Below are 12,255 nucleotides of genomic sequence, written 5' to 3'. Positions count from 1 at the left end.
GCATCGTGCCGACCAACGGTCGGCACCTACCGGTGGATCGGTCATGACCGGATCAATGCACCACAACCCCATCGGTAGGCCACGACCGTTGGTCGTGGCTCGCAATCCATGCACGCCGACGCATCGTGCCGACCAACGGTCGGCACCTACCGGTGGATCGGCCATGACCGGATCGATCCACCACGATCCCATCGGTAGGCCACGACCGTTGGTCGTGGCACGCAATCCATGCACGCCGACGCATCGTGCCGACCAACGGTCGGCACCTACCGGTTGATCGGTCATGACCGGATCGGTGCACCACGACCCTACCGGTAGGCCACGACCGTTGGTCGTGGCTCGCAATCCATGCACGCCGACGCATCGTGCCGACCAACGGTCGGCACCTACCGGTGGATCGGTCATGACCGGATCAATGCACCACGAGCCCATCGGTAGGCCACGACCGTTGGTCGTGGCGCGCCATCCATGCACGCCGACGCATCGTGCCGACCAACGGTCGGCACCTACCGGTGGATCGGTCATGACCGGATCAATGCACCACGAGCCCATCGGTAGGCCACGACCGTTGGTCGTGGCACGCAATCCATGCATGCCGACGCATCGTGCCGACCAACGGTCGGCACCTACCCGATCAGGGGGTGCGTGTCTGCATCCGGATCGCCAACAATTCGCCACCGCCGGTCAACGCAAACCGCTTGCGCGGGCCGGCTGCCAGCCACGCGGTGTCGCCAGCCGCCAGCGGCAGCAGGTCCGGCTCGCCGTCAAACTGTGCCTGCCCAGCCAGCAGGTGGATCGCCCATGCCGTGCCCGGTTCGGTAAAGAAGAACATGCTGCCCACCAACGGCCGGTGCAGCAGCTCGGCGTCGATCGCATCGCGTCGCCACATCAGGTTGAAATCGTGGGTCAACCCGTCAACCAGCTCACCACTGACCTGCGCCTCGCCGGCAAACCGCAGCCGCTGGTGCGGTGGCAGCAGGGTGTGCACGGCGCCATCGGCAAAACACAGGCGCAGGCCTTCGCCCCGCAACAACACCAGTTCACGCTCGACGCCGGGGAACGCAGAGAACGCCGCGTCCTGTTCAATCTCGGCGATCGACAGGCGCACCTGCCAGTCGTCGTTGTCGGGCACGCGCAGGATCTCCCGGGTCCAGCCCAGGCCATTGCGCCAGCGCTCGCGGCGGTACAGGACACTCGGGATGACGCGCGTGGGCGCGCCCAATGCAATGGCGTTGTACATACCGCCATTGTGCCCCAGCGCGCGCTCAGCCGGCGCGGTCGCCGCAGTCGGCGGCCAGCAGCGGCGACCGCGCCAGCCACTCTTTGTCCGGGTAGTAGGCAAACACCAGCGCACCGCCGCGCAGGCTGTCGATCAACGGCCGCGAGATCGACAGCCGCACCGCAGGGCAGCCCAGGCTGCGGCCCAGGCGGCCCTGCAGGCGCGCGATGGTCGGGTTCACATAAGGCGCGCCGTGGATGACGATCGCGCGGTCGCGTGCATGGTCGTTGAAGCCTGGCTCCAGCCCTTCCAACCGCAGCGAGTAACCGTTGCCGCCCAGGTAGGTTTCCTTGGCGGTGAACGCGCCGAGGCTGGACATGAAACTGCCGTCGCGATTGGAAAAATGCTCGGTCTGGTTGCCGCCGCTATTGCGGCCATGCGCTACCCATTCCTCGAACAGCAGCGTCTGCCGGTCCAGGTCGAACACCCACATGCGTTGCTCGGTGGACGGCCGCGAGTAGTCGATCACGCTCAGCCGCGACGGGTCCACGCCCAGCTCGGGACGGCGCAGCGCGCAGAACCTGGCATGGGCGGCCAGCTGCAGCACCTTGCGGTCGGCCCCCGGTGCGGCGCGCGCCAGCATCTCGGCCAGCTGCGCTGGGGGCAGCTCAACCGAACGCGCCGCGGACGGGGTCGGCGCGGCAGCGGCCGGCGCGCTCAGCGCCAGCCCGTACCAGCCCAGCAGGAAGATCGAAGACACACGCATCAACGGCGTACCGGCAGCCATCCAGACCTACAGCGTGGACCCGCCCGCGTCCGATTCCAACACCGGCTGCAGGTTCTGTTCATCGGCCACCGGGCGCACCGCCGGCAGGCTGGTCACCAGCAGCGTGGTGCCCGGCACCAGCGCTTTGTACAACTGCTCGGCAAAGGCCGGCGGCAACGCCATCGGCAGGCTGGGCGTGGCCAGCAGGTCCGGGCTGGCATTGGAGGCGCTCTGGCCCAGCAGCGGGTAGGCGGTCCACTTGTGCAGGCGCTGGTGCGCATCCAGCGGGCTGGGCACGTCCGAGTAGCCCTGCTGCATCACGAACAGGGTGGTGCCCTCGAACGCCGGCAGCGCCTTGGCCTGCAGCCGCGACTCGCCAATCAACACGCCATCGCGCAGGACATACAGGCGCTGGTCGTGCAGGCTGACCAGGATGCCGACCTGGCCGGTGGGCGCGGCGGCATCGTTCCAATAATGTTCGGGTGCGTCGGTGGTTTCCAGCAAGGGCTTGCCGGTGCTGTTGACCGGCGCCAGCACCGCCGGATAGGCCAGCGTCATCGGCGCGCTCTTGGCATCGGCCACCACCACGGTATCGCCGCGCTTGGTTTCGCCGAACAGTTTCTGCGCGAACGCCTGGGGCAGCCGCACGCAGCCGTGCGAGGCCGGGTGCCCGGGCAGGCTGCCGCCGTGCAGCGCGATGCCGTCCCAGGTCAGGCGCTGCATGTAGGGCATCGGCGCGCTGTTGTAGAGGTTGGAACGGTGGTCCTTGTCCTTCTGCAGGATGGTGAACACACCGGTCGGGGTTTCATGCCCGGTCTTGCCCGAACTGATGGTGCTCAGACCGATGGCGATGCCGTTGCGGTACACGTAGGCACGCTGCTCATCCAGGCTGACCACCAGCACGATGGGCCCGGCCGGCGAAATCTCCGGATGCCAGAGAAACTCGCCGGGCTTGAGATCGGTCGGGCCGCGCGGTGCGGCGGTGGCCTTGTCGGCGGCAGGCGTGGCCGGCGGTGTCGCGGCCACGGCCGCGCCCAGTCCGGTGGCGAACAAGGTAGTCAAAGCCAGGGCAAGCAATGCGCGACGTGGTGCCATGGGGTTCATTCCATCCAGTGATGCGCAGACGCTACACCACCGCGCTGCATGTAGCAGGTAATGGCGCGCTCGAAAAAAACTGCGAGGCTTCGCCTGCGGCGACGGCCTCTTTGCGGGAGGAGGCAGGTCACCACCGTTGGTGGTGACGCTGATCGCCGCACGCTCGAACAACCTGCCGCCGCGCTCGGGAACGCCCCAAAAAGAAATTGCCCGGCCACACATCCTGTGCGGTTCCGGGCAATCATTACGTCCTTGTCGGCTTCCCGCCTTCCCCCTGCGCGTCCTGCCCAGTATGGGTGTCGGCCATGCTCCCTGCACTCGGCCGTATCCTGTTCCGCCATCACAGCCCTTCCCGGGTCTGGATGCCATCGTCCTGATGGATCCGCGCCAATCCTTCGCGCCACATCCCTGTGTACCGCTTCCCTGCGATCGTCGGTGTCGCCGTGCGTCCTGCCCGGCGCGCCATGACCGGCTCCCTGCCCGTCCCCGACCCTTCCTGTTGATCAGCGCCTCGGTACGGATGCCGGCAACGCCCTCCTGGGCGGTTCCACAGCGGGGCTCTTCATGATCCCCGTCGTCATCCGTTGTCGATTCCGTTCGACGGTTGCTGTCCCTATCCCCTTCACCCGGGTCATGTCCTCGACCCGAAGGAATGGTCCGTGTTGTCGCCGGTATGCGACGATCGCTTCGGCCTTGTGTGGCCCCACGTTCGCCAATCCCTGCTGCAGCGTCGACGCATCCGCTGTATTGATGTCGATCCGGTCAGCCGCGTTCGCAGTGGCCATCACGAGCATCCCCAGCAGCAGCGCCTTCCACGAAAACCAAGGCCCCACCTTGCTACTCCTTGTGGCTTGGAACCGGTACGCACCGGCTATCCCGTCGGAGGTCACAGTGTCCCTCGCCACATACACACAGCCTATCGTCCACACCCGCTTCACACAGCCGGGCGAATACCCGACGTGATGTAGGGAAATCCCTACCCTGCGCGCGGGCGTAGAATGCGAGGACTTGCCAACGCATTCGGAGTTTCAGATGGACAGCGCCAAGCTCGGCCAATTCGTCAGTGAAAAGTGGGACAGCGAGATCGTCCCGCAATTGGTCGAATACATCCGCATTCCCAACAAATCGCCGATGTTCGACGCCAATTGGGTGGAGAACGGCTATATGGACCAGGCGGTCACGCTGATGGAAGGCTGGGCCCGCGCCCAGAACCTGCCCGGCCTGACCGTGGAGGTGGTGCGCCTGGAAGGCCGCACGCCGCTGATCCTGCTGGAAATTCCCGCCACCGGCGCCGAAACCGGCGACGACACCATCCTGCTCTACGGTCACCTGGACAAGCAGCCGGAAATGACCGGCTGGGATGCCGACCTCGGCCCGTGGGTGCCGGTGCTGCGCGGCGACAAGCTGTACGGCCGCGGTGGCGCCGATGACGGCTACGCCATGTACGGCTCGCTGGCCGCGGTGCTGGCGCTGCAGGAACAGGGCCTGCCGCACGCGCGCTGTGTGGTGCTGATCGAGGCCTGCGAGGAATCGGGCAGCTACGACCTGCCGGCCTACGTGGACCACCTGGCGGACCGCATCGGCAAGCCGTCGCTGGTGGTGTGCCTGGATTCGGGCTGTGCCAACTACGACCAGCTGTGGTGCACCACCTCGCTGCGCGGCCTGACCGGCGGCAATTTCTCGGTCAAGGTGCTCAATGAAGGCGTGCACTCCGGCGATGCCTCCGGCGTGGTGCCGTCCAGCTTCCGCCTGCTGCGCCAGCTGCTGTCGCGGATCGAGGACGAGAACACCGGCCGCATCCTGATCGATGGCATGAACGTGGAGATCCCGGCCGAGCGCCTGGAACAGGCCAAGCGTGCGGCCGATGTCGTGGACACCGCGATCTTCGAGAAATTCCCGATGGTCGACGGGCTCACGCCGATGAACGATGACCTGACCGAGCTGGTGCTCAATCGCACCTGGCGCCCGGCGCTGTCGGTGACCGGCGTGGACGGCATGCCGGCGCTGGCCTCGGCCGGCAACGTGCTGCGCCCGCATACCGCGGTGAAGCTGTCGCTGCGCCTGCCGCCGACCGCCGATGGCAAGGCCTGCGGCGAGCTGCTCAAGGCAGCGCTGCTGCGCGATCCGCCCAACGGCGCCGAAGTGAAGCTGGACCTGGAAAAGGCCTCCAGCGGCTGGAACGCCCCGGCGATGGCACCCTGGCTCACCCAGGCCATCGACGACGCCAGCCAGACCTTCTTCGGCAAGCCGGCGATGTACATGGGCGAAGGTGGCTCGATCCCGTTCATGGGCATGCTGGGCGAGAAGTTCCCCGGCGCGCAGTTCATGATCACCGGCGTGCTGGGCCCGCATTCCAACGCGCATGGCCCCAACGAGTTCCTGCACATCCCGATGGGCAAGAAGGTCACCGCCTGCGTGTCCAAGGTGATCAGCGAGCACTACGCGGCCAGCCTGCGTGGCGAGACCAGCGGCTCGCCGGTCGCCGCCGACAGCGGTACCCGCCACGGTGGCCACGGCTGCTGCTGAGCGGCCCTGGCGTGACGGATGCAGCCTGGCCTTGCTAGGCTGCATCCACTCTTTGCAGGCGTAGATGGCATGAACGGACTGTTCGGCAGCAGCAGCTGGCTTTACATCATCCTGGTCGGCTTTTTCGTCGGCCTGCTCGGGCGCTTCTTCATGCCCGGCAACAACCGCATGGGGTGCCTGCTGACCATCGTGCTCGGCATCGGCGGCGCATTGCTGGCCGGCTGGTTCGGCCAGTACATGGGCTGGTATGCCGCCGGTGAACCGGCTGGCTTCCTCGGCGCGGTGCTCGGCGCAGTGGTCGTCCTGGCGATCCTGCGGCTGTTCAGCAGCAAGCGCTGAGGCGCCCCTCCCCTATTCCTCCCGGCGCCACACGGTGCCGCTTCGACGTACCTGTCCATGAACGATCCAGCTTCCGACCCCCAGCGCGCCGAGCTTCGCCGCCAGTGGGCCAGCGCCGCGCTTGACGATGCGCACCTGGCGCTCGACCGTGCCTCGGTCGATGCCGGTTTCCGCAGCTACTGGCGGGCCACCAGCGTGCGCGGCAGCCACATCGTGATGGACTCCCCGCCCGGGCTGGAAGACGTGCGCCCGTGGCTGCGCATGCACGACCTGCTTGAACCCAACGGCGTGCGCGTGCCCAAGGTGCTGGCGCGCGATATCGACCAGGGCTTCCTGCTGCTGGAAGATCTCGGCGGCCCCACCCTGGCCCGGCATATCGACCAGGACAATGCCGATGCCTGGTTCGATGCCGCATTCGCGCAGTTGATCCGCATCCAGTCGATCCCGGTGCCCGAGGGCATGGGCACGTTCGGTGAAGCGCTGCTGCAGCGCGATGCCGGCCTGTTCGACGAGTGGTTCCTGCAACGGCACCTGGGGCTGGAGCTGGGCGGCGACGAGCTGGAGCAGCTGCAGCAGGTCCACCGTCGTTTGATGGACAACGCCCTGCAGCAACCGCAGGTGCTCACCCACCGCGACTACATGCCGCGCAACCTGATGCCGGTCGACGACGGCCCGGCGGTGCTGGATTTCCAGGACCTGGTGCGGGGGCCGATCGCCTACGACCCGGTGAGCCTGTTCAAGGATGCCTTCCTGAGCTGGCCGCTGGCGCGGGTGGATGCCTGGTTGGCGCGTTACCACGCCCAGGCGCTGGCCGCAGGGCTGCCGGTGCGGCCGTGGCCGCTGTTCCTGCGCGATGCCGACTGGATGGGCATCCAGCGCCATCTGAAGATCCTCGGCCTGTTCGTGCGTCTGCGCGACCGCGACGGCAAGGGCCATTACTTCGACGATGCACCGCGCTTCATCGGTTACCTGGAGGAAGTGCTGCCACGCCATCCCGAACTGGCCGCGCTGGACCGCCTGCTGCAACAGCGCATCAAGCCGGCGCTGGCCCAGCTGGCCAGCCCGATCCTGGCGCGCCCATGAAGGCGATGATCTTCTCGGCGGGCAAGGGCGAGCGCATGCGTCCGCTGACCCTGCACACGCCCAAGCCGCTGCTGGTGGCCGGGGGCAAGCCGTTGATCGTCTGGCATCTGCAACGCCTGGCGGCGGCGGGCATCGAGGAGGTGGTGATCAACACCTCCTGGCTGGGCGACCAGTTCAACCCCGCACTCGGCAATGGCGACCGCTGGGGCCTGCGCCTGCATTTCATCGACGAAGGCACGGTGCCCCTGGAAACCGGTGGCGGCATCCTCAACGCGCTGCCGGTGCTGGGCGATGCGCCGTTCCTGGTGGTCAACGGCGATGTGTGGACGGACGTGGATTTCACCGTGCTGCCGCGCGATCCATCCGCTGACGCGCACCTGGTGCTGGTCGACAATCCCGTGCAGCACCGGCGTGGGGATTTCATCCTGCACGCCGATGGCCGGGTCCGCGACGACGGCGACGCCGCACGCCTCACCTATGCGGGCATCGGCGTGTACCGCCCGGCGATTCTCGACCGATGGCGCGAGGTGATCGGCGCCACCGCCGGTGCCGCGGCCACTCCGCCGAGGTTCGGGCTGGCTCCGTTGCTGCGTCACGCCATGGCGCAGGGCCGCGTCAGCGGCCAGCACCACAGCGGCCGCTGGACCGACGTAGGCAGCCCCGAACGCCTGGCCCAACTCGACGCGGCCCTGCCGTAGCGCCGTCCGTTGGTCGGCGGCTCTTTCGTTGCCGATGAAAATGCGTGGATTGCAGCCGACCGGCGCTCGCCATGCGGTTTACTTCAATGGACTGCAGCAGCCATCCTGTACGTCTTCGTCTGACTGCAACGCGAGCTTCGGGGGCCCCTTGGCGGCCAGCAGACCCTTGTGCAAATGTCCCCCGGCCGACGCCTGCGGCGACGACCTCCTCCTTTATTTTGAAGGGCCTGTCGGCCGCGAAGGGGCCCCAACGCTCGCGGCACGCCCGAACGGCGCGACGGGCCGTTCAAGTGAACCGCATTCCCACCGTTGACCGGCTGCAGTTCGCCCGGTCACAGACGCAGCCGGGCAGAGCCCGGCTCTACAACCGGTGCGGGCCGTCTTCCAGTACCTGGCGCAGGAACGGCACGGTGATGCGGCGCTGGGCGGCCAGCGATTCGCGGTCCAGCCAGTCCAGCAGGCTGACCAGGCTGCCCAGCTCGCGCCCGGTGCGGGTCAGCAGCCATTCGATCGATGCTTCGTCGATGGCCAGGCCACGGCGCAGCGCGCGCTCGCGCAACACCGCCGCGCGACCTTCGTCATCCAGCGGCTGCAACTGCACGCGCACGCACTGCTGCAGGCGCGAACGCAGGTCCGGCAACAGCAGCCCCAACGAGTCCGGCGCGTGCTGGGCGGTATACAGCAGGGTGATGCCGGCGCTGCGTGCGCGGTTGTGGAAGTCGAACAACGCCACTTCGTCGTCGCGCTGCCCGGCCACCGCATCCAGCCCGTCCAGCGCGACCAGGTCGCGCCCTTCCAGCGATTCCAGCGCCGCACGGGTCCGCCCGACCACCGCCTTCAGCGGCAGGTAGGTGGGCTGGCGGCCAGCCTGCTCGGCCAGCGAACACATCGCCAGCGCCTGGTGGGTCTTGCCGGTACCGGCCGCGCCTTCCAGGTATACCCAGTCGTGCGCGGCCCCCACCGCGATCGCACGCAGCTGCGCCAGCGCCCCGTCGGGGGCGCCGATGAAGGTTTCCAGGCGCTCGTCCTGCGGATAGCGCAGGGCGAGCGGCAACTGCGGAACGACGCTCACTTCGAGTCGGGCGCCTTCGGGGACTCAACCACGATCGCCGGCGTATCAATGTAGGAATCGAGCACGATCGCCGAGCGCTCCCCGGCATACAGGTCGCTCTGCCGGTAGCGCTGGTGCGCATAGCGCAGCAGCACGTTGCTGACCGCCGCCACCGGCAACGCCAGCAGCATGCCGAGGAAGCCGAACAACTGGCCACCGGCCATCACCGCGAAGATCACCGCCACCGGATGCAGGCCGATCTTGTCGCCAACGATGCGCGGGGTAAGCACGTAACTTTCCAGCAGCTGGCCCACCGTGAACACCACGCCGACCAGGATCAGCAGCTTCAGGTCCAGCCCCTGTGCCTGCACCAGTGCGGCGGCAACGGCCATGACGATACCGGTGGTAGCGCCGAGGTAGGGAATGAAACTGATCAACCCGGCAACCAGGCCGATCAACAGGCCCAGCTTCAAGCCCACCAGCGACAACCCGGCCGCATACACCACGCCAAGCGCGATCATCACCAGGAACTGGCCACGGATGAACGCCCCGAGCACCTCGTCCGATTCACGCGCCAGCTTGGTGATGGTGCCGATGTGGTTGCGCGGGATGGTCGAGGCAACACGTTCGACCAGCTTGTCCCAGTCGCGCAGGAAGTAGAACGCCAGGATCGGCAGCAGCAGGATGTTGACCACCCAGGTCACCATGGTGAAGCCCGAGCGCGACACGTAGCCGAAGAAGGTCTTGGCGAAACCACCGGCCTGTTGCCAATGGCTGCGCACCCATTCGATCAGCCGGTCCGGGTCCATCCACTGCATGACCTCCAGCCCGGTCTTCTGCTCGAACCACGGGATGCCGGTCTGCATCAGCCACTGCTGGGCCTGCGGAATGGCCGCGATCAGGGTGGCGATCTGGCGCTCGATCATCGGCACCAGAATCAGCAGCAGCGCGGTGATCCCCAGCACCATCGCCACGAACACCAGCACCACGCCGGTGTTGCGCGAGCGGCCGGTGGCCTCGATCCGGTCCACCAGCGGGTCGCCCAGCCAGGCCAGGGCCAGGGCCAGCACGAACGGGGTGAGGATCGGGCCAAGCAGCCAGATCACCCACCCGACCGCCAGGGCCACCAGTACGTACTTCAAGCGGCGCAGGAACTGCGCGATTTCCGCTTCAGGGGTGAGGATCATCGCAGGCGGTACTCGTTGCTGGCAGGCGGCGGCGGGATGCCGGGGGCGTCGGGGCTGTTTTCATCGATCGGCACCGGCAACGGTGCCAGCGGCACGATGACGCCGTTGTCGCCAAGCATCCGGTTCAGACCGGCCAGGCCAGTGTTCATCTCCAGCGAAAGTTCCAGGCGGTTGCCGGAGGCACGCACCGGGGTGAGGCTGCGTACCACCGGGTTCTCACGCAGGCCCGCCGCCAGGCGCAGATAGTCTTCGGCACTGTTGAGCCCGCTCACCACGATGCTGTAACGGCCGGCCGCGCCCGTGGCCACGCCGGCCTTGGCGTAGCGGCGCACCAGGGCATCGGCGGCGCCATCGGCACCACTGGCCATGGCACGGCGCGCGTCGGTGTCCTTGGTGGTCCATTTGTTCAGTTCCTTGCCCGCGTCCACGAACACCCAGTCGGCCACCCAGCCACCGTTGGCGCGGTACAGCTTGCCCACCAGCTGCATCGGCGGGGCGTAGCGCGAGGACGCGCGGGCCACCGCGGCGGTGTCCTGGCGCCAGATCGCCCCCACCAGGGCCTGTTCGGCCGCGCTGCCGCCAGGCAGCCCCAGCTTGTAACCGCGCTCCACCGCGCGGCTCAGCAACGGCCGCGCGGCATTGGCCTGCTGCACACTGACCAGGCGCGGGCCACTGCCATCGTCGATGGCCAGCCAGACCACCGGCTTGGGCCGCGGCTGCGGCCACAGCGGCAGGCCGAGGGCGGAAATCATCCCATCCACGTCATCCTGGCGGAACCGCGCCACCAGCGTGGTGCGGTAGCTGGGCGCACCGCTGGCCGAAACGCTCTGGTCCTGCCGGTAATCGTAGCTGGCCACATAGTCCTTGGCCCCGCGCAGCGCCTGGGCCACGCCCGGGCGGCCCATCACGCTGCGGTCGCCGGACAGCTTGGCCAGCACGTTGCCCAGCGCGCGCGCGAGTGCGCCGTTGCGGTCGGCATCGGCCTGGCTGTTGACCGGTACTTCGGCCTCGTAGGCGCCACTGGCAGTAGCCACATCGCCTTCGGTACGCAGGCCGCTCTGGGCCATCGTGGCCACCGGCAGGCATAGCGTGAGGAGCATCATCAAAAAGAGGCAGCGGCGCATCAGGACTTCCATTGAGCGTATCCGGGGGGAATTGTTGCCCGAATAGGGCCTGCGCGCCAACGTGGCCTGTTAAAATCGCGCTTTCACCCCAGCGCAGCGCCGACGCCCGTGACCAACTCCCCGTCCAACCCCTCTCCCCTGACCTACCGCGACGCCGGTGTCGACATCGACGCGGGCAACGAACTGGTCGAGCGCATCAAGCCGCTGGTAAAACGCAGCTTCCGCCCTGAAGTGATGGGTGGGCTGGGTGGTTTCGGCGCGCTGTTCGACCTGTCCAACAAGTACCGCGAGCCGGTGCTGGTATCGGGCACCGACGGCGTGGGCACCAAGCTGAAGCTGGCACAACAGCTGGGCCGCCACGACACGATCGGCATCGATCTGGTCGCCATGTGCGTGAACGACGTCCTGGTGCAGGGCGCCGAGCCGCTGTTCTTCCTGGATTATTTCGCCACCGGCAAGCTGGACATCGACACCGCCGCGGCGGTCGTGGGCGGCATCGCCAACGGCTGCACCGAAGCCGGGTGCGCGCTGATCGGCGGTGAAACCGCTGAAATGCCCGACATGTACGCCCCGGGCGAGTACGACCTGGCCGGCTTCACCGTGGCCGGGGTCGAAAAGAGCGAGCTGAAGGACGGCGCCAGCGTGGCTGCCGGCGACGTGCTGATCGGCATTGCCTCCTCCGGCCCGCACTCCAACGGCTACTCGCTGGTACGCCGCATCTACGACCGCGCCGGCCGCCCGGCCGAGCTGGAACTGGACGGCGGGGTCAAGCTGGTCGATGCGCTGATGGCCCCGACCCGGCTGTACGTCAAGCCGATCCTGGCGTTGCTGAAAACGCACGGTGCGGCCATCCACGGCATGGCCCACATCACCGGTGGCGGCCTGACCGAGAACATCATCCGCGTGGTCCCCGAGGGCCTGGGCCTGGACATCCAGGCCAACGCCTGGACCTTGCCGCCGGTGTTCCAGTGGCTGCAGAAGGAAGGCGCGGTGGCCGACAGCGAGATGTGGCGCACCTTCAACTGCGGCATCGGCTTTGTGCTGATCGTGGCCGCCGACCAGGTCCCGGCGGTGTCCGCCGCCGTGGCCGCACAGGGCCTGGAGCACTGGAGCATCGGCCAGGTCACCGTCGCCGACGGTGCCGACCGCGTAACCATCGGCTGATCC

12 protein-coding genes are annotated in these 12,255 nt (G+C 67.7%); 5 read left to right on the top strand and 7 right to left on the bottom strand.

Features of this window, described 5'->3' with window-relative positions; all coding sequences use genetic code 11:
- Positions 1-634: 634 nt before the first annotated feature.
- The 4 genes from AC3IR9_RS05055 to AC3IR9_RS05040 all read right to left on the bottom strand — a co-directional run bounded on the left by AC3IR9_RS05055 (position 635) and on the right by AC3IR9_RS05040 (position 3,865).
- Entirely contained in the window at positions 635-1,240 is a 606-nt protein-coding gene (locus AC3IR9_RS05055) for a HutD family protein (RefSeq protein WP_489294442.1), read from the bottom strand.
- 25 nt (positions 1,241-1,265) lie between these two features.
- Positions 1,266-1,985 (bottom strand): murein L,D-transpeptidase catalytic domain family protein, encoded by a 720-nt coding sequence (locus AC3IR9_RS05050; protein WP_489294440.1) that lies wholly within the window; start codon positions 1,983-1,985, stop codon positions 1,266-1,268.
- 27 nt (positions 1,986-2,012) lie between these two features.
- Positions 2,013-3,080, bottom strand: a complete 1,068-nt coding sequence (locus AC3IR9_RS05045; protein WP_489294438.1) for a L,D-transpeptidase — start codon at positions 3,078-3,080, stop codon at positions 2,013-2,015.
- Positions 3,081-3,583: 503 nt separating this feature from the next.
- A complete protein-coding gene (locus tag AC3IR9_RS05040; RefSeq protein WP_489295713.1) occupies positions 3,584-3,865 on the bottom strand; it encodes a ComEA family DNA-binding protein in 282 nt (93 codons plus the stop codon).
- A 247-nt stretch (positions 3,866-4,112) separates the two neighbouring features.
- Between AC3IR9_RS05040 and AC3IR9_RS05035 the strand changes: the two genes are divergently transcribed.
- From AC3IR9_RS05035 to murU, 4 genes are all read left to right on the top strand, one after another.
- Positions 4,113-5,606 carry a M20 family metallopeptidase gene (locus AC3IR9_RS05035; protein ID WP_489294436.1) on the top strand — a complete coding sequence of 498 codons (1,494 nt, stop codon included), beginning with the start codon at positions 4,113-4,115 and terminating at the stop codon, positions 5,604-5,606.
- 69 nt (positions 5,607-5,675) lie between these two features.
- On the top strand, positions 5,676-5,945 hold the full coding sequence (locus AC3IR9_RS05030) for a GlsB/YeaQ/YmgE family stress response membrane protein (protein WP_489294434.1): 270 nt from the start codon (positions 5,676-5,678) through the stop codon (positions 5,943-5,945).
- Positions 5,946-6,002: 57 nt separating this feature from the next.
- The gene (locus AC3IR9_RS05025) at positions 6,003-7,028 is read left to right on the top strand and encodes an aminoglycoside phosphotransferase family protein (RefSeq protein ID WP_489294433.1); all 1,026 of its coding nucleotides are present in this window, start codon (positions 6,003-6,005) and stop codon (positions 7,026-7,028) included.
- Positions 7,025-7,726 (top strand): N-acetylmuramate alpha-1-phosphate uridylyltransferase MurU, encoded by a 702-nt coding sequence (gene murU / locus AC3IR9_RS05020; protein ID WP_489294432.1) that lies wholly within the window; start codon positions 7,025-7,027, stop codon positions 7,724-7,726. Before AC3IR9_RS05025 ends, murU begins: the two co-directional genes overlap by 4 nt.
- Before the next feature lie 361 nt (positions 7,727-8,087).
- Here murU and hda read toward each other — a convergent pair whose 3' ends face one another.
- Genes hda through AC3IR9_RS05005 form a run of 3 tightly spaced genes read right to left on the bottom strand, consistent with a single transcriptional unit; the run spans position 8,088 to position 11,088 of the window.
- The gene (gene hda / locus AC3IR9_RS05015; RefSeq protein WP_489294431.1) at positions 8,088-8,798 is read right to left on the bottom strand and encodes a DnaA regulatory inactivator Hda; all 711 of its coding nucleotides are present in this window, start codon (positions 8,796-8,798) and stop codon (positions 8,088-8,090) included.
- A complete protein-coding gene (locus AC3IR9_RS05010) occupies positions 8,795-9,964 on the bottom strand; it encodes an AI-2E family transporter (protein WP_489294430.1) in 1,170 nt (389 codons plus the stop codon). Before AC3IR9_RS05010 ends, hda begins: the two co-directional genes overlap by 4 nt.
- The gene (locus AC3IR9_RS05005; RefSeq protein WP_489294429.1) at positions 9,961-11,088 is read right to left on the bottom strand and encodes a DUF2066 domain-containing protein; all 1,128 of its coding nucleotides are present in this window, start codon (positions 11,086-11,088) and stop codon (positions 9,961-9,963) included. The genes AC3IR9_RS05010 and AC3IR9_RS05005 overlap by 4 nt, the downstream gene beginning before the upstream one ends.
- A gap of 108 nt (positions 11,089-11,196) precedes the next feature.
- Here AC3IR9_RS05005 and purM point away from each other — a divergent pair, with 108 nt between their 5' ends.
- On the top strand, positions 11,197-12,252 hold the full coding sequence (gene purM, locus AC3IR9_RS05000; protein WP_489294428.1) for a phosphoribosylformylglycinamidine cyclo-ligase: 1,056 nt from the start codon (positions 11,197-11,199) through the stop codon (positions 12,250-12,252).
- Positions 12,253-12,255: the final 3 nt, after the last annotated feature.

This window comes from Stenotrophomonas sp. GL_101, assembly GCF_057835675.1.
Note: the sequence above shows the minus strand (reverse complement) of the source record. Positions and strands in the feature narration are given on the sequence as shown.

Excerpts from the sequence above, each read along its gene's own strand:
- AC3IR9_RS05045 (WP_489294438.1), bottom strand. The coding sequence starts at position 3,080 with ATGGCACCACGTCGCGCATTGCTTGCCCTGGCTTTGACTACCTTGTTC.
- AC3IR9_RS05010 (WP_489294430.1), bottom strand. The coding sequence starts at position 9,964 with ATGATCCTCACCCCTGAAGCGGAAATCGCGCAGTTCCTGCGCCGCTTG.
- AC3IR9_RS05050 (WP_489294440.1), bottom strand. The coding sequence starts at position 1,985 with ATGCGTGTGTCTTCGATCTTCCTGCTGGGCTGGTACGGGCTGGCGCTG.
- AC3IR9_RS05055 (WP_489294442.1), bottom strand. The coding sequence starts at position 1,240 with ATGTACAACGCCATTGCATTGGGCGCGCCCACGCGCGTCATCCCGAGT.
- AC3IR9_RS05030 (WP_489294434.1), top strand. The coding sequence starts at position 5,676 with ATGAACGGACTGTTCGGCAGCAGCAGCTGGCTTTACATCATCCTGGTC.
- AC3IR9_RS05025 (WP_489294433.1), top strand. The coding sequence starts at position 6,003 with ATGAACGATCCAGCTTCCGACCCCCAGCGCGCCGAGCTTCGCCGCCAG.
- murU (WP_489294432.1), top strand. The coding sequence starts at position 7,025 with ATGAAGGCGATGATCTTCTCGGCGGGCAAGGGCGAGCGCATGCGTCCG.
- AC3IR9_RS05040 (WP_489295713.1), bottom strand. The coding sequence starts at position 3,865 with ATGGCCACTGCGAACGCGGCTGACCGGATCGACATCAATACAGCGGAT.
- AC3IR9_RS05035 (WP_489294436.1), top strand. The coding sequence starts at position 4,113 with ATGGACAGCGCCAAGCTCGGCCAATTCGTCAGTGAAAAGTGGGACAGC.
- AC3IR9_RS05005 (WP_489294429.1), bottom strand. The coding sequence starts at position 11,088 with ATGCGCCGCTGCCTCTTTTTGATGATGCTCCTCACGCTATGCCTGCCG.